Raw genomic sequence first — 20014 nt, 5'->3', positions numbered from 1 at the left:
GGGCGCACCTCGCCAAGAGGGCCGGACCCCGGCCGACTAAGCTGGGGTCCGGCCCTGTGCACGTACCGCACCTGCTCAACCGAGGAGCACCCCGTGGAGATCTTCTTCGAAACCCTGCTGGTCCTGGTCTGCGTCGGCGTTCTCGCCTTCGCCTACCTGACCGTGAAGAAGCTGTACCAGGGCCAGCGCTGACCCCGAACAGGAATCGCCGCTCATGATCGAGATCCCGTCCGACCTCCACAAGGAGCTCGTCCCCCTCGCCTTCCTGCTCGGTGACTGGGCCGGTGCAGGCGTGCACGACTTCCCCGGCGCCGAGAAGTGCAACTTCGGCCAGGAGCTCAGCTTCACCCACGACGGCCGGGACTTCCTCGAGTACCACTCCCGCACCTGGGTGCTGGACAACGACGGCAACAAGGTGAAGCCGCTCGAGTCCGAGTCCGGCTTCTGGCGGATCGACGCCGACCGCAAGGTCGAGGTCACGATGACCCGCGACGACGGCGTCATCGAGATCTGGTACGGCGAGCTGGCCCACAAGAAGCCGCAGATCGAGCTGGTCACCGACGCGGTCGCCCGCACCGCCGCCTCCCGCCCCTACACCGGCGGCAAGCGGCTGTACGGCTACGTCAAGAGCGACCTGATGTGGGTCGGCGAGAAGCAGACCCCGGACGTCGAGCTGCGCCCCTACATGTCGGCCCACCTGAAGAAGGTCGTCACCCCCGAACAGGTCGAACGCTGGGCCAAGGCCCTCCCGGACGACCTCCCGGACGACGGGATCGCGTTCTTCAAGTGAGCCCGGCCCGCTTGCGGCCCTAGACTTGAGTCGTGGTGAGCACCGACTGGAAGAGTGATCTGCGGCAGCGTGGCTACCGGCTGACCCCGCAGCGGCAACTCGTGCTCGAAGCCGTCGACAGCCTGGAGCACGCGACGCCCGATGACATCCTCGGCGAGGTGAGGAAGACCGCGTCGGGGGTGAACATCTCCACCGTGTACCGGACCCTGGAGCTCCTGGAGGAGCTCGGGCTGGTCAGCCACGCCCATCTGGGGCACGGGGCGCCGACGTACCACCTGGCGGACCGGCACCACCACATCCACCTGGTCTGCCGGGACTGCACGAACGTGATCGAGGCGGATCTGTCGGTGGCGGCCGAGTTCACCGCCAAGCTGCGGGAGCAGTTCGGCTTCGACACCGACATGAAGCACTTCGCGATCTTCGGGCGGTGCGCGGACTGCGCGCGCAAGGCCGCGGCGGCTTCCGGCGCCTCGCCCGGCAGCAGTCCAAGTACCGAGTCGTAGGCTTGTGTTCATGAAGAGCCCCCTGTTGTCCCTGCCCGGCGCCGTTCCGGCCGAGGGCGTGGACGAAGGCGTCGCCGCCCACTACGGCGACCTGTTCCGCGAGCAGCGCGCCCTCGCGGACGGCACCGGATTCGTCGACCTCTCGCACCGCGGTGTCGTCACCGTCTCCGGCGCGGACCGGCTGAGCTGGCTGCATCTGCTGCTCACCCAGCACGTCAGCGACCTGCCGCCCGGCCGGGCCACCGAGGCGCTGATCCTGTCCGCGCACGGCCACATCGAGCACGCGCTCTACCTGGTCGACGACGGCGAGACGGTCTGGGCCCACGTCGAGCCCGGCACCCAGGAGGCGCTGATCGCCTACCTGGAGTCGATGAAGTTCTTCTACCGGGTCGAGGTCGCCGACCGCACCGCCGACTTCGCCGTCGTGCACCTGCCGGCCGGTTCGATCGCCGAGGCGCCCGAAGGGGTCGTCGTCCGCGAGACCGCCTACGGCCGCGACCTCTTCCTGCCCCGCGCCGACCTGGAGTCCTACGCCGGCCAGGCGGGCCCGCCGGTCGGGATCCTCGCCCACGAGGCCCTGCGCGTCGAACAGCACCGGCCCCGGCTCGGCTTCGAGACCGACCACCGCACCATCCCGCACGAGCTGGGCTGGATCGGCACGGCCGTGCACCTCCAGAAGGGCTGCTACCGCGGTCAGGAGACCGTGGCCCGGGTGCAGAACCTGGGCAAGCCGCCCCGCCGCCTGGTCTTCCTGCACCTCGACGGCAGCGAGGTCCACCTGCCGGTGGCCGGCACCGAGATCCGCCTCGCCGACGACGGCCCGGACGGCCGCAAGATCGGCTTCATCACCACGTCCGTACGGCACTACGAGCTCGGCCCGGTCGCGCTCGCCCTGGTCAAGCGGAACGTCCCGGTGGACGCACGGCTGATGGCGGGCGAGACGGCGGCCGCGCAGGAAGTGGTCGTGGAGCCGTAGCCTCCCCGCGGCTCACGAGTCCCCGCGGCTCACATCCGCCGGGTCATATCTCCAGCAGGACGGTGAACGGGCCGTCGTTCGTCAGCGACACCCGCATTCGCGCGCCGAACCGGCCCGTCGCCACCGTCGCGCCCAGGGAGCGCAGCTGCGCGACCACCTCCTCCACCAGCGGCTCCGCGACCTCGCCGGGCGCGGCCGCGTTCCAGGTGGGGCGGCGGCCCTTGCGGGCGTCGCCGTACAGCGTGAACTGGCTGATGACCAGCAGCGGGGCGCCGGTGTCGCTGCACGACCTCTCGTCGTGCAGCATGCGGACCGACCAGAGCTTGCGGGCCAGCTGCGCCGCCTTCTCCTTGGTGTCCTCGTGGGTGACCCCGACGAGGACGCACAGCCCCTCGCCCTCGATGGCCCCCACCGTCGCGCCGTCCACGACGACGCTCGCGCCGTCCACCCTCTGCACCACTGCACGCATGCCGACCATGATGCCTCTCGGCCGTCCGGGTGCCGTGAGGGGGCCATATCGTGCTTCTTTCCGCTCCGTAACCCTCCATCCGGGGCCGATCGGGCGCACTCGGTCACATCCCGGCCACTCAGGGTGGCACGATGCTGTCGTACGCGCCGGTCGAGGGGACGGTTGAGGCGCCATGAGCACATCGAGTACCGAGCGGCACCCGGCGGCGGCCTCGCCGATCCTGGCGGAGGTCGCCGACGCCCATCGGCCGCCGGTGCAGCGCACCGACAGCCCGGGGCCGCCCGCCGCGGACCCCGAGCCCGGCTCAGCGGGCACGGAGTACGCCCATCCCGACCTGACCGTGCTGAGCCTGCCGGAGCTGCGCGCACTGCGCCGGCAGGCACAGCGGGACGAGGCCGACCTGAGCTACGTACGGCGGCTGCTCCAGGGGCGGATCGACATCCTGCGCGCGGAGCTGGCCCGGCGCGGGCCGGAGTCGGTCCTCGGCGCCGGGCAGGTGCCCGCGCCCGAGCAGGGGTCCGTCGTCGAGCGGCTCGCGGAGATCCTCAAGGACGCGCCCGCCCGGCAGCGCTCCTCCGCCCGCCATGTGACGCTCGGCACACCGCAGGGGGAGGAGTACCGGCAGCTCGCCGCCCAGATGCTCGCCGAGGTCGAGCTGTCGGATCTCGAGGCGCGCACGGACCGGGAGCTGGGCGCGGCGATGGGACGGCTGGTGCGGTACGAGCAGCAGGTGTCCGGGCGGCGGCAGCAGCTGCAGCGCACGGCCGACGGATGCGGCACGGAGATCGCCCGCAGATACCGTGAGGGGGAGGCCCAGGTCGACGACCTGCTCGCCTGACGTGGTCCGTGAGGGGCGTGACGGCGGGCGGCGGGGCGGGGGAAAACACCGCGACACCCCGCCCCCGGCACCCCTACTGTCGGCCCATGACTGCCGCCAGCCCCGACATCGACGTACGGCCCATCACCGAGGCCGAGATCCCCGACTGGGTCCGCGCCCTGAACACCGGCTTCCTGCGTCCCCCCGCCGCCTCCGAGGCGGACATCGCCGACCGGCGCACGTACATCGAGCCGTCCCGCACCCTCGGCGCCTTCGACGCCGGCCGGTGCGTGGCGACGTTCCGGTCCTTCGCGCAGGAACTCACGGCCGTGGGCGGCGCGACCGTTCCCGCCGACGCCATATCCAACGTGACCGTCACCCCCACCCACCGCCGTCGCGGCCTGCTGACCCGGATGATGGCCCAGGACCTGGCGGCCGCGAAGGAGCGCGGTGACGTCGTGGCGACCCTGCTCGCCGCCGAGTATCCGATCTACGGCCGTTACGGCTTCGGTCCGGCCACCTGGATGACCGAGTGGGCGATCGACGTGCCCCGGGCCGGTCTCGACCCCCGCCGGGCGGGCCCGGAGGACGGCGGCCGGGTCGATCTCGTGGACCCCGAGGACGTACGCAAGCTCGCTCCGGAGCTGCACGAGCGGCTGCGCCGCGCCCAGCCCGGCGCGATCGACCGCCCCGACCGCTGGTGGCAGATCACCACGGGCGCGCTGCGCCCGGGCGGCCGCGCCTGGACCGAGCCCTTCCACGCCGTCTACCGCGGGGCGGACGGCACGGTCGAGGGGCTGGCGGTGTACCAGTGCGACGAGACCTGGTCGGACGCCAAGCAGCCGCTGAACACGGCCACCGTGAAGGACCTGGTCGCGGTGACCCCGGCCGCCGAGCGCGCGCTGTGGCTCCACCTGTGCTCCACTGACTGGATCATGAAGGTCAAGAGCGGCTGGCGGGCCCCCGACGACCTGCTGCCCCACCTCCTGCCGGACCCGCGCGCCGCCTCCGTGACCACGCACGCGGACTGGCTGTGGGTGCGGATCCTCGACGTGCGACGGGCCCTGGAGGTGCGGACGTACGAGGGCACGGGGACGCTGGTCCTCGACGTGCTGGATCCGGCCGGAATGTCCGGCGGGCGCTGGCGCCTCGAGGCGTCGCCCGCCGGAGGAAGCTGTACGCCGACGACCGAGAGCGCCGATCTGACGCTGGACGTGGCGCAGTTGGCGACCCTGTGGCTCGGCGACGAGTCGGCGGTGCGGCTCGCCGCGCTGGGCAGGGTCCGGGAGGAACGAGCGGGCGCCGCCCGTGGGGCCGACGCCCTGCTGCGTACGTCCAGGCGGCCTTGGTGCCCGGACATGTTCTGAGCGCTCCTTTCTGCCGGTGCCGGTGCCGGTGCCGGTGCCGGTGCCGGGTATGACGCATCCGTAGCTTGGCTGTTCAGTTGTGGCGGTACGAGACGGTCTTCAGTTGTGGCTGTGCGGCATGTTCGGTTGTGGCTGTGCCTGCCGTACCCGCCGGCTGCGCACCGGCCGTTCACGCCGGCTGCGCACCGGCTGTTCAGTTGTGGCTGTGCCTGCGCGGTGCCGGATGGCGGCTGCCGCTCCCCGTTGGCGCGCCGGCCGACCGGGCTCCCGGCTCCCCTCCGGAAGGGAGCTCGGTCGTACGTACCAACCGTCACCTGGTGGCCAACACTTGGAAGGTTCGGCCATGTCGCTCAAGTTGGCTACCAACTTCATTGCTGTTATCTCCGCTTGGAAGCGACTCATAACCACCTTCCCGTGAACTGCCGCAAGATGGCGAGAAGTTGTACCGTTTTGCCGTGGACCCGGAACATGCCTCCGTCAATGGACGGAAGAGGTCACAGCGGCCACAGAGGTCACACCGCGAGGTGGCCGACGAACTGCGGCACCGGATCAGGACCGGAGTGCTGCGGCCGGGCCAGCGCATGCCCACCCAGGCGGAGCTGGCGGACGAGTTCGGCATCGAGCGCGGGGCCGTGCGCCAGGCCCTGCGCATCCTCCAGTCGGAACACCTGCTCACCCATGTGTCCAAGGGGAGCCCGGCGACCGTCGCGGCCGGCCCGGTGGAGGCCCTGACTGGCCCCGCCGCCCGGCCGCTGCCCACCACAGCGGCGCTCGCGCCCCGTATGGAGGCCGCCTTCGACGCCTCCCACGTCGTGATCGACGCCCTGTGCCTGACCGCTGTCTCGCTCAACCTGGCCATCGGCGAGCCGTTGCGGCAGATCCACGCCGGGCGACTGAAACCGGCCAAGGTCGACGTCCGCGTGCTGCTGCCCAGCCGGGACATCGACCTCGCCTTCCCCGTACCGGTGGACGCCTCCGACGCCGGCCGGCTGCGCCGCGGCTGGCTGGCCCAGCGCAACGCCCAGGGCCAGGTGCTCAAGCACAACCTGCTGGCCCTGCGCGCCACCCACGGCATCGACGTGCACGTGACCTTCCGCGCGCTTCCCTTCACGCCGCCGGTCAAGCTGTACCTCCTCAACGAAGGGGAGGCGCTCTTCGCGTACTACACGCTGCGGCGGCGTGAGCAGGAGATCGACCAGAAGCCCCTCGAGCTGTACGACGCCGAGGGCACCCGGTCGATCCTCTTCGCCTTCGAGCAGGGCGCGGGAGCGCGGGACAGGGCCTTCGTCGAGCAGTCCCACGTGTGGTTCGACGCGCTGTGGGAGACGATCAGTTCGGAACTGCTGCTCACCGGCTGACGGCACCCGTCGCGCCGTATGCGATCCAGTTGGCGACCAACCATGCTCCAGTTGTCTCCACTTGGCCGCCACCCATGAACAAGCTTCAAACAACTCCCTTTAGATGGGGCAAAGTTGTAGCGTTTGGTTGTGACCCAGGAGAGCGTGGCCGTGAACGGCAGCAGAAGAAGCTCGCCGCAGGAGATCGCCGAGGCCCTGCGGGAGCGGATCCGCACCGGCGAGCTCCGGCCGGGCGACCGCCTGCCCACACAGGCCGAACTCGCCGGGGAGTTCGGGGTGGAGCGCGGCGCCGTGCGTCAGGCCCTGCGGGTGCTCCAGGCCGACGGCCTGCTCAGCAACGTCACCAAGGGCAGCCCGCCGCGTGTCGCCGTGCCCGTCGCCGCCCGCGCCGAGCCGCAGTCGACCATGGTCGGCCTCGCGCCCCGGCTCGTGGAGGCCTTCTCCGCCCGGCAGGTCAGGATCGACGCGGCCTGCCTCACGGCCGAGTCCCTGATGATCGCCGTCGGCGAGCCGCTGCGGCTGATCCACGAGGGCCGGCTGCGCCCCGAGTCGATCGACGTGCGCATTCTGCTGCCGTCCCGCAACATCGACCTGGCCTTCCCGATCTCTGTGGACCGGCCGGGCGAGGAGGACCCGGTCCACGGGCGCTGGCTCACCCAGCGCAACTCCCAGGGCCAGGTCCTGAGCCACAACCTCAAGGCCCTGCGCGCGACGCACGGCATCGACGTCCGCGTGACCTTCCGCGCGCTGCCCTTCACCCCGCCGGTCAAGCTCTACCTGCTCAACGGCGCGGAGGCGCTGATCGCGTACTACATGATCACCCGCCGCGAGGAGCGGGCGGACGACGCGACGCTGGACATGTACGACGTCCTCGGCACGGAGTCCCTGCTGTTCTCCTTCGAGCGGGCGACCGGGCAGCGCGACGCCGCGTTCGTGGGGGAATCGCAGAAGTGGTTCGACGCCCTCTGGGAAACCATCACGTCGGATCTGACACTCTCCTAGTGACTTCTGATACGACGCAGACCGAAGCGGTGGCAGCCGAGACCGGTAACGAGACCGAGGCACTGCGGAACCTGATCGCGGATGTCCATGTCGTGCTCTGGGACTTCGACGGGCCGATCTGCCGGCTGTTCGCCGGGCACTCGGCGGAGCGGGTGGCGGACGAACTGGTGCGGTGGCTGGAGGGCCAGGGCCTGCACGGCGTGCTGACCGGCCCCGAACGGCAGTCGCCCGACCCGCACGTCGTCCTGCGCGCCGTGGACCGCCGGCACCCCGGCAGCGACCTCGTCACGGAGCTGGAGGCGCGGCTGACCGAGGAGGAACTGCGCGCCGTCCCCTCCGCACAGCCCACCCCGTACGCCGACCCGCTGATCCGCACCTGGAAGGCCCTGGGCTCGCGCCTGGCCATCACCACCAACAACTCGCCCCTCGTGGTGCGCGAGTACCTCGACGGCCGCGACCTCGGCGGTTGCTTCGCCCCCCACGTCTACGGACGCACCCGGGACCTGAAACCGCTCAAGCCCGACCCGCACTGCCTGAACCGCGCCCTGAGCGCCACGGGCGCGGCTCCCGGCCGGGCCCTGATGATCGGCGACACCCCCGCGGACCACGAGGCCTCCCTGCGGGCCGGCGTGCGCTTCCTCGGCTACGCCCGCAACGCCCGCAAGGAGAAACTGCTCAGGGAGGCGGGCGCCACCGTGGTCGTGGACTCCCTGGGGCCGATACTGCGGATCCTGCGGGACCGGGCCTGAGCGCCCCGCCGGTTCAGGCCTGAGTCATCAGCAGGGTGAAGGCGACGGCCGCGCCGACCGCGAGCCGCATGTCGCGGGCCCGTACGCCCACGGTGATCGCGACCAGCAGCGCCGGTCCCAGCACGCCCAGCTGGGCCCGTGCCTCGTTCGTCAGGAGGAACTCCCCCAGGATCCGGAGCAGTTGCAGCAGGACCACGTTCCCCACCAACCCTTCCAGTTTCAGACAGGCGGTCAACCAGCGGACCAATTGGGCTGGTTGTCTTGGAACGGATGTCCCCCGCCCAGCTGATCGCTTAACGCGGCAGGCCGGATTGACTGCCGACAGGGTCGAAAGGCCGGTTTGTCGGCGGGCTGCCGGCGGTACGGTCACGTCGTGGGCGAGGAACGCGCGATCGACGGCGGGGGCAGGGAGTTCCGCCGGGTGTCCGACGAATTGCGGGCCCGGATGGCGGACGGCACGTACCCCGTGCGCTCCTTCCTGCCCTCGCAGCGTGACCTCGCGGAGGAGTTCGGCGTCTCCAGGGACACCGTCCAGCGGGTGCTGCGGGAACTGAGTAACGAGGGCTGGACCGAGTCCCGGCAGGGCAGCGGCACCCGTGTCGTCAAGAACCAGCGCATACAGTCCTCGGCGGCCAAGGCCACCCGGTCGCCCCGTGGCGTCACCCTGGGGCCGCTCATCAGCGAGGCGTTCGAACAGCCCGATGTGCGGCTGGACGTCTACACGCTGACGTCGGAGTCGCTGGACGCGCACATCCGCCTCCAGGCGGAACGCATCAGGGGCGGCTTCATCCGGCCCCGCAGCATCGTGCTGCGCATGCTGCTGCCGGCCACGTCGCTGCCGCTGCCCTACCCGCGGGCCATGGACGACGAGAACGCCCCCCGCCTGCATGACCGCCTGCTCGCCATCACCCGGCGGCACACGGACTCGCTGCGCGGTGTGCTGCGCGACCTGCGGACCGAGCAACTGGTGCCGGCGGTCGACGTGCAGATCAGGCACGCGCCGCTGACCCCGGCCTTCAAGCTCTACGTCCTCAACGGCACGGAGGTCCTCTTCGGACCGTACGAGGTGATCGAACGCCCCGTAGTGCTCGAGACCGGCGAGGAGGTCAGGGCGCTCGACGTGCTGGGACTCGGATCGACTCTGACCCACCACGTGCGCGACGCGAACGCCGACTCGCCCGGGTCGGTCTTCGTGACCTCGATGCAGTCGTGGTTCGAGTCCGTGTGGGCGCTGCTGTCGGAGTGACTCGTGTGGCACAGCCGCCGCATGGGTGTGCTGTAGCATGCGCGCACCGCATGAGCAACTGCTCCGCTTCGCACGCAGGACACGCGAAAGGTCGCGTTCACGGCGACCTCGACGGTGCGACGCGGCCCGGAGACCACAGGCAGGGGCACACCACCCGTTGTGCCGATGCCGGGTGCGCTCCGATCGTGTCCGCTATGGCGCATAGCGTACCTTTTTTCACACCATTACTTCTGAGCACTTGAGCAACTGGAGCGGCCGTGGGCGCACCTCCCCCCCGTCCCTTTCTCGGGGAACGCGCCCTCCGTGACGTCAGGGCGTTCGTGCGGCTCGCCGCCAGAGTGGGCCGGGCGAGCAGCGGCCACCACAATCAGAACCACGTACTGCCACTGACGGACCGCGTGGCGCGGCTGCTGGGCAGGGAGGCCGGCGAGTCGGTGACCGTACGCATCCGCCGGGCCCGGGTGCTGCCCGTGGTGATCAGGACCTGGAAGAACGAGGCTGACATCCTCGACACCGTCGGAGGCGTGCTGCCCAACGTTCCGGAGTGCCTGGTCCAGCAGGACTCCTTCGCGATCCACAGCTATGTCGAGGGTGTGCCGCTCTCCAGTGTCTGCGGCGACGGGAAGCCGGTCGACACGCTGCTGGTCGGGGCGCTGGCGGAGCTGCTCGCCCGGATGACCCAGGTCCGCCGGGAGGTGCTGCCCCCGCTGCCGCCCGAGTGGCCGCGCAACGACAAGGACAGCCAGGCGTTCCTCCAGACGCTGGCGCGGCTCGCGGACCGGCAGATCCGGCAGGCCAATTGGCAGGATTTCGGTGGGCTGTTCGCGGCGCTGGGCATTCCCGAAGACGCCCTGATCCAACTGGCCGCGCGGGTGCCGGCCATGGCCAGGCGCCCATACAGCCTGCTCCACGCGGACCTGCACCGCGACAACCTGATCATGTCGTACGACGGTGATCCGGCCCTCATCTGCGTCGACTGGGAGCTGGCAACCTACGGCGATCCGCTGCACGACCTCGCCACGCACCTGGTCCGCATGCGGTATCCGGGTCACCAGTGGCACGAGATGATCGACGCCTGGGCCGAAGCGATGGCTCGCATCCGTCCCGCCGCCGTCAACGGCCTGGGCAGCGACCTGCGGCACTACGTCGCCTTCGAGCGGGCACAGTCCGTCTACCCGGACGTGATGAGGGCGGCGAGGGTCCTGGAGGACGCGCCCGACCAGAAGAGCCTGGACGAGGCGACGGCGGTCGTCCAGCGGGCGCTGGAGGCGGCCGCCGAGCCGCTCGGACTCAGGAACGTTGCGGACACCGCGCAGATCGAACGCATCCTCTTCCGCTGGCGGGCCTCCCGGACGGCGGGGCGCACCGTCGGCGCGAGGCAGGCCGCGCAGACGGTCTCCTGGTCGTGGGACCCGCGCCTGCCGGAACGGCCCGACTTCCCCGACTCCGCGATCCGCCACGCCTTGCTCGCCGAGGGGACGGCCCCGGCCAGATGGGTGCTCAAGGGCACCGCTCACCTCAACTCGGTGGTCCGGGTACCCGAGTCGGACGTCCCGGTCGTGGTGCGCCGCAAGGTGGCGAACGTCTGCCGCCGTGAGCCCAGCTTCCTCAGCGAGCACGCCGTGCTGCGGGCCATCGAGCACTCCGGTGTCCCGGTGGCGGCGCCGAAGGTCCTCGCCCTGGGCCGCAGCCATCGGGGGGAGCCCTGCGCCATCCACACGTACGTCGGCCCCGACGACCCCGACCGCCCGCCCAGCCATCCGGAGCACGGCCTGCGGCCGCACGAGGCGGACGCGCTCGTCGACCAGCTGTGCGCGCTGACCGGCGTGGACTACCGGGAACTCGACCCGGTCGCGGGCAAGGAGGCATTCTTCACCTGGCTGTGCGACCAACTGGTGCTCCTGGTGGGCAGGCTGCCCAAGGAGTCGCGGCAACTGGCCCGGTTCCTCGGCCTGCCCGGCGCCTCCCGGCTCGGACAGATCCTCTCCCGCTTCCAGGTCGGCTCCCGCTGCCCGTCGCTCCTGCACGGCGACCTGAACCCGTGGAACCTCGTGCGCCGCGAGGACGCGCTCGCCCTCACCGTCATCGACTGGGAGATGGCCCTGATCGGCGACCCGCTGTACGACCTGGTCCGGCACATGCACCTCACGCCGACCCGCCCGGAGATCCGCGAACGAATGTTCAACCGCTGGGAACGCCGCCTCCCCGCCGAGTACACGGCCGGCTGGCGCCAGGACTGGCGCGTGTACCACAGGCTGGAGACCGTCCGCTCCGCCTACGTGGACCTGGACCGCCTGGTGACCGGCACCGGCCTGGACGCCCCCAACGTCCGCCGAGCCGTCGACTCCTACGCGGTGACCCTCGCGGCGGCGACAGGCTTCCTGGGCCTGACAGCCCGCCCCACAGCAAACCCCCACCTGACCCGGGCGCTGGCCTACTAGGGGATCACCCGGCGATCTCCCGGAGCAGGCCGCCGCTCTCGTCGTACAGCTCGAGCTCGAAGCTCAGCCCGAACCGGGACAGCAGTGTCGCGAGGGCGTCGAGCTTGTCGGGGTCGATGACACCGTTCAGCAAGGTGTCCGGCCCTTCCCAAGGATCGAGCTCGACGCTGCACCAGCGCGTCTCGACCTCGTACGCGTCCCAGGACGACGACCGGGACTTCCAGCCGGCCCCGACGGAGTGCTCGGCCACAGCCGGGGTGCGGCGTCCTCGCAGGACACCGCACAGGTTGTTGTCGGCTTCCTGCCACCTGGGGGCCGGCTCAAGGTCCTCGTTCGAGTTGTCCATGGCCGGATTATGGATCTTCGGCGGCCTTCAGCCACGTGGCTGCCGAGGTGCTTCAGCCGCCTGCGGCGGGGCTCGCTTTTGCAAGCGGGGTGCTTGCAATTGTTAGCGGGAGTGGTGCAAGGTGGAGGCATGGCATCGCTCAACGTCGGCAATCTCGGTGAGTACCTGCGCGAGCAGCGGCGCAACGCGCAGTTGTCGTTGCGGCAGCTCGCCGATGCCGCCGGGGTGTCCAATCCGTACCTGAGCCAGATCGAGCGCGGGCTGCGCAAGCCGAGCGCGGAGGTGCTCCAGCAGGTCGCCAAGGCGCTGCGGATCTCCGCGGAGACGCTGTACGTGCGGGCCGGGATCCTCGACGCCGAGCGGGACCGGGACGACGTCGAGACACGTGCCGTCATCCTCTCCGACCCGTCGCTGAACGAGCGGCAGAAGCAGGTGCTGCTCCAGATCTACGAGTCCTTCCGCAAGGAGAACGGGTTCGGGACCGCCGAGACGGACGGCACCGGCGACACCGGTGCCCCCACCGGCCACGGAACCCGCGCGGTGGACGACGGCGACGGCGCCGACCAGGGCTCCATACCCGTCCGGCCCGCCCCCGCCGAGCAGAGCCGTACCGGCACGTCCGGCGGCAGTGACGCCGATCCGCGGGAGGCGACGGGCTGACAGCAGCGGTCCCAGCGATCCCACGGCCACGGCCCGTACCGGGCCGGGCGCCCGGCCCGACCACCGCGGAAACCCACAACCCTCAGCCACAAGCGATCCGGGAGAACCAGCACCATGGCCATCACCGACGACCTGCGCAAGACCTTCAGCGACCCCACGCCGCTCTACTTCGCCGCGGGCACCGCGGACCTGGCCCTCCAGCAGGCCAAGAAGGTGCCCGCCCTGGTGGACCAGCTGCGCGCCGACGCCCCGGCCCGTATCGACGCGGTGCGCAACACCGACCCGAAGGCCGTCCAGGCGCGGGCCACCGCCCGTGCCAAGGAGGCCGGCGTCCGTGTCAGGGAGACGCAGGAGAACCTCCAGACCAGGGTCAACGGCTTCCTGAACTACCTGGACACCGACCTCAAGAAGCTCAGCACCAACCTCGACGCCGACCTGAAGCGGCTCGGCGAGAGCGCCCAGGACCTCGCCCTGCGTGGCGTCGGCGTCGCCGCCGAGTACGCCGTGAAGGCCCGTGAGACCTACGAGAAGGTCGCCGAGCACGGCGAGCAGGCCGTGCGAACCTGGCGCGGGCAGGCGGCCGACGGCATCGAGGACATCGCCGAGGAGGTCGAGGAGCTCGCCGTCGCCGTCGAGCCCCAGTCCGAGCCGAAGGCGGAGCCGGTCGTGGTCAAGGAGGACGGGCCGGCCGAGAACGGGGCCACGCCCATCACGGCCAGGAAGAACCAGGCGAAGGGGAAGGGCCCCAACGTGCGCAAGGCCCCGCCCACGGCGAAGAAGCCCACCCCGCCCACCCCGTAACGGGCACCGGGCAGGCAGCGACACGCCGGATCGCCTCACCCGTATGGGCGACAGGCACCCGGGCCGGGCACCCTTGGGGTGTCCGGCCCGTTCTGCGGGTACGGTGGCCGCGTAGGAATCGGGAGAGAACGGGTGGTGGGCAACATGCTGATGCTGGGCTTCCAGGGGCTCCTGGGGATTCTGAAGATCGTCCTGATGGCCCTGGCCGCGTTCGGGCTGTTCGACGCCGCGTTCCGGCGCGAGGACGCCTTCCGCGCGGCCGACAAGCAGAACAAGGTGTTCTGGCTGATCATCCTCGGCATCGCGCTCGCCGTGAGCTACCTGTTCTCGATCTTCTCGTTCCTGCCGATCATCGGCGTCATCGCGAGCATCGTCTACATCGTCGACGTGCGGCCCGCGCTCAGGCAGGTCTCGGGTGGTGGCTTCGGCCGCCGCCGCGGCAGCAGCAGCGACGGCCCGTACGGGCCCTACAACGGCGGCCGGTGAACCAACGGGCCGACTACGCCCCCCGGCGCCGGCCGGCTACGGCTCCCGGTCCAGCAGGACCACGGCCACGTCGTCGGTGAGCTCGCCGCCGTTGAGCCCGCGCACCTCGTTCACCGTCGCCCGCAGCAGCCCCTCCCCGCGCAGACCCTGGTCGAGCCGGCGGCGGACCACGTCGACCATGCCGTCCTGACCCAGCCGCTCACCGCCCTCGCCGATCCGGCCCTCGATCAGGCCGTCGGTGTAGAGCATCAGGCTCCACTCCGCACCGAGCTGCACCTGCATCCGGGGCCAGCGGGCGCCCGGCAGCAGACCGAGGGCGGGGCCGTTGTTCTCGTACGGCAGCAGCCGGGCGGGCCGGCCGGGAGTGATCACCAGCGGTGACGGGTGGCCGGCCAGGCACAGCCCGGCATGGCGCCCGTCGGGCGCTATGTCCACCGCGCACAGGGTCGCGAAGATCTCCTCGTCGGAGCGCTCGTGCTCCAGCACCTGCTGGAGCGTGCCCAGCAGCTCGTCCCCGCACAGCCCCGCCAGGGTCAGCGCCCGCCAGGCGATACGCAGCTCCACACCCAGCGCCGCTTCGTCAGGACCGTGCCCGGAGACGTCGCCGATCATGGCGTGCACGGTGCCGTCGGGCGTGCGGACGGCGTCGTAGAAGTCGCCGCCCAGCAGCGCGCGCGAGCGGCCGGGCCGGTAGCGGGCGGCGAAGCGCAGTGTGGACCCGTCCAGCAGGGGCGTCGGCAGCAGGCCACGCTCCAGCCGGCGGTTCTCCTGCGCGCGCAGCCGTCCCTCGGCGAGCCTGCGCTCGGCCGAGTCGGAGCGCTTGCGCTCCACCGCGTACCGGATCGCGCGGCTCAGCAGCCGCCCGTCCAGCTCGTCGCGGAAGAGGTAGTCCTGGGCGCCGACCCGCACCGCCTGGGCGGCGCGCTCGGCGTCACCGGAGGAGGTGAGCGCGAGGACGGCGTGCCGGGGCGCGAGTTCGAGTACGTGCCGGAGCACGGCGAGCTCGTCGTCGTCGCCCGCGGACCGGCCGGGCGCGGGCAGCGCGAGGTCCAGCAGGATGCAGTGGACGTCGTCGGTGAGCAGCCGCTCGGCCTCGGTGAGGTTGCGGGCCCTGCGCACGCGGATCGGCCTGCCGGACGCGTCGAGCAGTTCGGGCACCATCGGCGAGCCGACCGGGTCGTCCTCGATCAGCAGCAGCGTGAGCTGCGTGGTGTTGGCCGGCGTGGCGGCGCGGCTGTCGTTCTCGACCGTTGCTTCCTTACGCGGGGCCTGCGCTGCGGAGGTGCCGTCGCCGTGGGACGCGGTCTGTGCCTGGTCGCACTCCGCGGCCGGGACCGTCCTCTGCCGCGGTACGGGCACGGGCATTGTCCTGGGTTCCTTCCCTCCCCCCGAGGGCATGGCGGCTACCAAGGGACCTCGGGCCGCCGACGGGGAGATTAGCGGTAGTCGGCGCCGCGGGGGAATGGTGTGAGGCGCGTCGCTCCGGCTTTGGCCGCTGTCATATGCCGTGATACCCACCGGAGTTGGACAGCGCGCCGCCGGGTCCGGAATGACGAAGGTCACGTCTGCCGTGAGTTCGCGGGCGGCCGGGCGTGCGATCGGTCACGTGGCCGGGGTCACCGGGGTCACCGGCGGAGGGGTGGCGGAGGGGTAAAGGGGAATCAGTCCGCGGTCGGCCGTACGACGCCCAGTATCGGCATCGAGCCCGCCCCGGCGAGCGTCACCGTGCGCCCCGGGCGCGGGGCGTGGACGATCGTGCCGTCGCCGACGTACATCCCGACATGGCTGGCGTCGTCGAAGTAGATGATCAGGTCGCCGGGCCGCATGTCCTTGATGTCCACGTGCTCGAGCTGGTGCCACTGCTGCTGGGAGGTGCGCGGGACCGGATGGCCGGCCGCCGCCCAGGCCCGGGAGGTGAGCCCCGAGCAGTCGTACGTGCGGGGACCCACGGCGCCCCACTCGTACGGCTTGCCGAGCTGGGCCGTGGCGAACTCGACCGCCTTCCTGCCCGACGCGGACGCCCTGCCGTCGAGTTCGTCGAGGATCCCGGTGCTCAGCCAGGCCGACTGCGCCTGCTCGGCGGCCTGCCGCTCCAGTTCGGCGAGGCGCTCGCGCTGCCGCTTCTCCAGCTTGGCCTCGAGCTGCTCGGCCTCCTTGATCCGCTGCTTGATCCGCTTCTTCGCGGCGGCCTTGGCCTTGCGGCCCGCCTCCAGCTCCCGCAGGCGGTCGGCGGCGTCGCCCGCGTACAGCTCCAAGTCCTGCTGGGCGCGGGTCGTTTCCTCGATCAGGTTCTTGGTCGCCCGCTGGCTCTGGAGCAACGAGCCGGCCCCGTCGAAGAAGTCCTGCGGGTCGTTGCCCAGCATCAGCTGGACCTCCGGCGGCAGGCCGCCCGTGCGGTACTGGGCGCTGGCCGCGGCGCCGGCGCGCTCCTTCAGACCGTCGAGTTTCCGCTGTTCGTCGGCGATCTTCCGGTTCAGGTCCGTGATCTCGGCCGACTGCTTCTTCGCCTTCTCGTCGGCCAGGTTGTAGGCGTCGGTGGCGACGGCCGCGTCGTGGTAGAGCCCGTCGAGTTTGGTGCGGACGGCCTCGAGGTCCTGGTCCGGCGGAAGCGTGACGGAGGGCGCGAGCGGGGGCGCGGCCGGGGAGGCGGGTGCGGCGGGCGTCGTCGGGTCCGGCAGTGCGCGCGCGAAGGCGGTGCCCGGTGCTCCGAGCAGCGTGACCGCGCAGACCACGGTCACGGCCGCCGCGAGCGCGCTGTGCCTGCCCCGTCCCATACTCGCCCCCCAGTTGGTTAACCGTCAGTAACATGCGGACGCTCGGGTGATCGTGCCACGACCCGGCGCAAAGCGACAGAGGTGTGGCGATCTCCCGGCGATCTCCCCGTCTGTGTGACGAACGACCCGCAAAGATCGTTCCCCGCAGGTCACCGCGGATGCGCGGGCGGTCGTCCGGCCGGCGCGCGGCCGGTCGCCGGTCAGTCCCGCGGCGCCAACGCCCGCCAGGCGACCGTCACTTCGCCCTGCCGCCACCGCGTCGGACCGTCCGTCACCGGCCAGTCGGCCGCCAGGTCGCGCACCGAGCGGATCCAGCGCTGCCGGGCACCGTAGGAGGCGTACGGCGCCGCGCTCGCCCAGGCGCGGTCGAAGTCGCGCAGGAAGGCGTGCACCGGCTCGCCCCGGACGTTGCGGTGGATGAGTGCCTTCGGGAGGCGCTCGGCCAGGTCGGACGGGCGGTCCAAGGAGCCGAGGCGAGTGGCGAAAGTCACCGTGCGGGGGCCCTCCGGACCGAGCGCGACCCATACGTGCCGGCGGCCGATCTCGTCGCAGGTGCCCTCGACCAGCAGGCCTCCGCGCGAGTGCCCGTCCGCCGGGGCGAGCCGCGCGCGCAGCCGCTCCCAGACGGCGGCGACCTCTTCCTCGTCGTACTGTCGCAGCACGTTCGCCGCGCGGATGAGGTGCGGGCGCCGCGGGACGGGAACCTCGAAGCCGCCGTGCCGGAAGACGAGTCCCTCGCGCTCGTACGGCTTGGCGGCCGTGACCCGGGCCGGTTCGATCTCGACGCCGACCACACGCGCGCGTGGAGCGGCGGTGCGCAGCCGGTGCAGCAGCTCGACCGCCGTCCAGGGGGCGGCGCCGTAGCCGAGGTCGACCGCCACCGGATCGGCGGCGCGGCGCAGCTCGGCGCCGTGCACGGCCGCGATCCATCGGTCCATGCGGCGGAGCCTGTTGGGGTTGGTCGTCCCGCGCGTCACCGTTCCCACGACAGCGGTCCGCCCGCTCGAGCGAAGCCGAGGGTGGGGGAGGGGCGCTGCGCGGGATGTCATGCGTACGAGGGTATGGCGCCCTTCGGCCCGCACCGCACGGACGCGTCACCCCTCCCGCGCGGCCGTTCCGTCAGGTCACAGGTCACAGGTCACGCGCGTGCGTGCGTCACGCCGTGCTTCCGCGGTACCCGCAGTACGTGCGCGCAGGGGTCGCGCTCGGGCGGCACGCCACCGGGCTCGAACGGTTGAGCGAGGGCCGGTAATGATTCGGTAAAGGGACCGGGGTCGGAAATGGAGTCGGGGCCTCTGGCGTTGGGTCTTGGAGGGCGCTCGGCGCCCCCGTCCGGCATGCCCGCAACGAGGAGGAACGCCACGTGAGCCAGTACGTCAGCAGGCTCGGGCGTCGCTCCGCGACGGCACCCGCGCGGCTGCGGCTGCACCGCCGGCCCCGGCGCGTCGCCATGCTCTCCGTGCACACCTCCCCGCTTCACCAGCCCGGTACGGGCGACGCCGGTGGCATGAACGTCTACATCGTGGAGCTCGCCCAGCGGCTGGCCGCCCAGGGCGTCGAGGTCGAGGTCTTCACCCGGGCCACCGCGGGGGACCTGCCGCCCGCCGTCGAACTCTCCCCCGGCGTCCTCGTCCGGCACGTCGACGCCGGACCCTACGAGGGTCTTGCCAAGGAGGACCTGCCCGCGCAGCTCTGCGCCTTCACGCACGGCGTGATGCAGGCCTGGGCCGGTCACCGCCCCGGTCACTACGACCTCGTCCACTCCCACTACTGGCTCTCCGGCCACGTCGGCTGGCTCGCCGCCCAGCGCTGGGGCGTCCCCCTGGTGCACGCCATGCACACCATGGCCAAGGTCAAGAACGCCAGCCTGGCCGTGGGCGACACCCCCGAGCCCGCCGCCCGCGTCATCGGCGAGACCCAGATCGTCAACGCCGCCGACCGGTTGATCGCCAACACCGACGAGGAGGCGGGCGAACTCGTACGGCATTACAGCGCCGACCCCGCCAAGGTCGCCGTCGTGCACCCCGGCGTGAACCTCACCCGCTTCCGCCCCGGCGACGGCCGCGCCGCCGCCCGCGCCCGCCTCGGCCTGCCGCGGGACGCCCTGATCCCGCTGTTCGCGGGCCGTATACAGCCGCTCAAGGCACCCGACGTGCTGCTGAGGGCCGTGGGCGTCCTTCTCGACCGGCGGCCCGAGCTGCGCTCCCGCATCGTCGTGCCCGTCGTCGGCGGCCCGAGCGGCAGCGGCCTCGCCAAGCCGGAGGGCCTGCAGAAGCTGGCCGCCCGGCTCGGCATCGCCGACGTCGTACGGTTCTGCCCGCCGGTCGGGCAGGACCGGCTCGCCGACTGGTTCCGGGCCGCGTCCGTCCTGGTCATGCCGTCCTACAGCGAGTCCTTCGGCCTCGTCGCGATCGAGGCGCAGGCGACCGGCACCCCGGTCATCGCCGCCTCGGTCGGCGGGCTGCCGGTGGCCGTACGGGACGGCGAGACCGGCTTCCTGGTCCAGGGCCACGACCCGGCCGACTACGCGCAGGTGCTGAGCCGCTTCGCCGACGCCCCGCACCTCGCCGACCGGATGGGCGCCGCCGCCGCCCGGCACGCGCGGTTCTTCGGCTGGGACGCCTCGGCGGCGGCCACGGCCGACGTCTACACGGCCGCGTTGCAGGCCCACCGGCGTCGCGTACGCTCGCCCCATGGGTAGCGCCACGGGTGCCACGGGTGAGGCGGAGCAGCAACGCGCGACGCGCGTCGTCGAGGACGTCCTCAAGGGCGCCGAACTGGACTGGGAGAGCCCGCGGTCCGGCACCTACGTCGTGAAGCTCCCCGGCACCCGCAAGCTGTCGACCACCCTGTCGATGATCGTCGGCCGGCACTCGCTGTCCCTGAACGCCTTCGTCATCCGCCACCCCGACGAGAACGAGTCCGCCGTCCACCGCTGGCTGCTGGAACGCAACCTCAAGCTGTACGGCGTGAGTTACGCCGTCGACCAGCTCGGCGACGTCTACGTCACCGGCCGGCTGCCGCTGGCCGCGGTCACCGCGGACGAGGTCGACCGGCTGCTCGGGCAGGTCCTGGAGGCGGCCGACGGAAGCTTCAACACCCTGCTGGAGCTCGGTTTCGCCTCGGCGATCCGCCGCGAGTACGCCTGGCGCGTCTCGCGCGGCGAATCGACCCGCAACCTGGAGGCGTTCGAGCACCTGACCCGGCGTCCGGCCGACTGACCCCGCCC

The 20014-nt window shown here is 71.7% G+C and carries 21 protein-coding genes; 15 read left to right on the top strand and 6 right to left on the bottom strand.

What is annotated here, in order from left to right; genetic code table 11:
* Window positions 1-214: 214 nt before the first annotated feature.
* The 3 genes from ACIP4X_RS05960 to ACIP4X_RS05950 are packed head-to-tail and all read left to right on the top strand — an operon-like array spanning window position 215 to window position 2269.
* On the top strand, window positions 215-790 hold the full coding sequence (locus ACIP4X_RS05960; protein WP_358730726.1) for an FABP family protein: 576 nt from the start codon (window positions 215-217) through the stop codon (window positions 788-790).
* Window positions 791-822: 32 nt separating this feature from the next.
* Window positions 823-1293, top strand: a complete 471-nt coding sequence (locus ACIP4X_RS05955) for a transcriptional repressor (RefSeq protein ID WP_358730728.1) — start codon at window positions 823-825, stop codon at window positions 1291-1293.
* Between the two features lie 10 nt (window positions 1294-1303).
* Window positions 1304-2269, top strand: coding sequence for a folate-binding protein (locus ACIP4X_RS05950; protein ID WP_358730730.1), 966 nt, complete (start codon window positions 1304-1306; stop codon window positions 2267-2269).
* Between the two features lie 43 nt (window positions 2270-2312).
* Here the strand turns inward: ACIP4X_RS05950 and dtd are convergent, their stop codons facing one another.
* Window positions 2313-2738 carry a D-aminoacyl-tRNA deacylase gene (gene dtd, locus ACIP4X_RS05945; protein ID WP_401346850.1) on the bottom strand — a complete coding sequence of 142 codons (426 nt, stop codon included), beginning with the start codon at window positions 2736-2738 and terminating at the stop codon, window positions 2313-2315.
* Window positions 2739-2910: 172 nt separating this feature from the next.
* Between dtd and ACIP4X_RS05940 the strand changes: the two genes are divergently transcribed.
* The 5 genes from ACIP4X_RS05940 to ACIP4X_RS05920 all read left to right on the top strand — a co-directional run bounded on the left by ACIP4X_RS05940 (window position 2911) and on the right by ACIP4X_RS05920 (window position 8031).
* Window positions 2911-3576, top strand: a complete 666-nt coding sequence (locus ACIP4X_RS05940) for an AmfC protein (RefSeq protein ID WP_358730734.1) — start codon at window positions 2911-2913, stop codon at window positions 3574-3576.
* Window positions 3577-3662: 86 nt separating this feature from the next.
* On the top strand, window positions 3663-4922 hold the full coding sequence (locus tag ACIP4X_RS05935; protein ID WP_401346847.1) for a GNAT family N-acetyltransferase: 1260 nt from the start codon (window positions 3663-3665) through the stop codon (window positions 4920-4922).
* A 440-nt stretch (window positions 4923-5362) separates the two neighbouring features.
* Entirely contained in the window at window positions 5363-6280 is a 918-nt protein-coding gene (locus tag ACIP4X_RS05930) for a winged helix-turn-helix domain-containing protein (RefSeq protein ID WP_358730738.1), read from the top strand.
* Between the two features lie 123 nt (window positions 6281-6403).
* Window positions 6404-7282, top strand: a complete 879-nt coding sequence (locus tag ACIP4X_RS05925) for a GntR family transcriptional regulator (RefSeq protein WP_358730740.1) — start codon at window positions 6404-6406, stop codon at window positions 7280-7282.
* Window positions 7282-8031: an HAD family hydrolase gene (locus tag ACIP4X_RS05920; RefSeq protein WP_391454362.1), complete on the top strand. Its 750-nt coding sequence runs from the start codon at window positions 7282-7284 to the stop codon at window positions 8029-8031. The genes ACIP4X_RS05925 and ACIP4X_RS05920 overlap by 1 nt, the downstream gene beginning before the upstream one ends.
* Window positions 8032-8044: 13 nt before the next feature.
* On the opposite strand, the gene ACIP4X_RS05915 is transcribed toward ACIP4X_RS05920, so the two are convergent.
* Window positions 8045-8236, bottom strand: coding sequence for a hypothetical protein (locus ACIP4X_RS05915; protein WP_358730744.1), 192 nt, complete (start codon window positions 8234-8236; stop codon window positions 8045-8047).
* Window positions 8237-8404: 168 nt separating this feature from the next.
* Between ACIP4X_RS05915 and ACIP4X_RS05910 the strand changes: the two genes are divergently transcribed.
* Window positions 8405-9277: a winged helix-turn-helix domain-containing protein gene (locus tag ACIP4X_RS05910; protein ID WP_358730746.1), complete on the top strand. Its 873-nt coding sequence runs from the start codon at window positions 8405-8407 to the stop codon at window positions 9275-9277.
* Between the two features lie 257 nt (window positions 9278-9534).
* Complete coding sequence (locus tag ACIP4X_RS05905; RefSeq protein ID WP_401346843.1) at window positions 9535-11718, top strand: phosphotransferase; 2184 nt, start codon at window positions 9535-9537, stop codon at window positions 11716-11718.
* A gap of 4 nt (window positions 11719-11722) precedes the next feature.
* On the opposite strand, the gene ACIP4X_RS05900 is transcribed toward ACIP4X_RS05905, so the two are convergent.
* Window positions 11723-12064 carry a hypothetical protein gene (locus ACIP4X_RS05900; protein WP_401346840.1) on the bottom strand — a complete coding sequence of 114 codons (342 nt, stop codon included), beginning with the start codon at window positions 12062-12064 and terminating at the stop codon, window positions 11723-11725.
* 129 nt (window positions 12065-12193) lie between these two features.
* Here ACIP4X_RS05900 and ACIP4X_RS05895 point away from each other — a divergent pair, with 129 nt between their 5' ends.
* From ACIP4X_RS05895 to ACIP4X_RS05885, 3 genes are all read left to right on the top strand, one after another.
* Window positions 12194-12724, top strand: a complete 531-nt coding sequence (locus ACIP4X_RS05895) for a helix-turn-helix transcriptional regulator (protein ID WP_358730751.1) — start codon at window positions 12194-12196, stop codon at window positions 12722-12724.
* Between the two features lie 114 nt (window positions 12725-12838).
* On the top strand, window positions 12839-13525 hold the full coding sequence (locus ACIP4X_RS05890) for a hypothetical protein (protein WP_358730753.1): 687 nt from the start codon (window positions 12839-12841) through the stop codon (window positions 13523-13525).
* Between the two features lie 144 nt (window positions 13526-13669).
* Window positions 13670-14011 (top strand): DUF2516 family protein, encoded by a 342-nt coding sequence (locus ACIP4X_RS05885; RefSeq protein WP_358731001.1) that lies wholly within the window; start codon window positions 13670-13672, stop codon window positions 14009-14011.
* 36 nt (window positions 14012-14047) lie between these two features.
* On the opposite strand, the gene ACIP4X_RS05880 is transcribed toward ACIP4X_RS05885, so the two are convergent.
* From ACIP4X_RS05880 to ACIP4X_RS05870, 3 genes are all read right to left on the bottom strand, one after another.
* Complete coding sequence (locus ACIP4X_RS05880) at window positions 14048-15376, bottom strand: SpoIIE family protein phosphatase (RefSeq protein ID WP_391454357.1); 1329 nt, start codon at window positions 15374-15376, stop codon at window positions 14048-14050.
* Between the two features lie 296 nt (window positions 15377-15672).
* The gene (locus ACIP4X_RS05875) at window positions 15673-16785 is read right to left on the bottom strand and encodes an NlpC/P60 family protein (protein WP_401346836.1); all 1113 of its coding nucleotides are present in this window, start codon (window positions 16783-16785) and stop codon (window positions 15673-15675) included.
* 200 nt (window positions 16786-16985) lie between these two features.
* Window positions 16986-17834 (bottom strand): class I SAM-dependent methyltransferase, encoded by an 849-nt coding sequence (locus tag ACIP4X_RS05870; protein ID WP_391454353.1) that lies wholly within the window; start codon window positions 17832-17834, stop codon window positions 16986-16988.
* 314 nt (window positions 17835-18148) lie between these two features.
* Between ACIP4X_RS05870 and mshA the strand changes: the two genes are divergently transcribed.
* Both mshA and ACIP4X_RS05860 read left to right on the top strand, forming a co-directional pair.
* The gene (gene mshA, locus ACIP4X_RS05865) at window positions 18149-19486 is read left to right on the top strand and encodes a D-inositol-3-phosphate glycosyltransferase (protein WP_358730760.1); all 1338 of its coding nucleotides are present in this window, start codon (window positions 18149-18151) and stop codon (window positions 19484-19486) included.
* The gene (locus tag ACIP4X_RS05860; protein WP_358730762.1) at window positions 19479-20006 is read left to right on the top strand and encodes a YbjN domain-containing protein; all 528 of its coding nucleotides are present in this window, start codon (window positions 19479-19481) and stop codon (window positions 20004-20006) included. The genes mshA and ACIP4X_RS05860 overlap by 8 nt, the downstream gene beginning before the upstream one ends.
* Window positions 20007-20014: the final 8 nt, after the last annotated feature.

This window comes from Streptomyces sp. NPDC088817 (assembly GCF_044750345.1).
Lineage (GTDB): Bacteria > Actinomycetota > Actinomycetes > Streptomycetales > Streptomycetaceae > Streptomyces.
The sequence above is the reverse complement of the archived record's forward strand: the minus strand, read 5'-3'. Positions and strand labels throughout refer to the sequence as shown.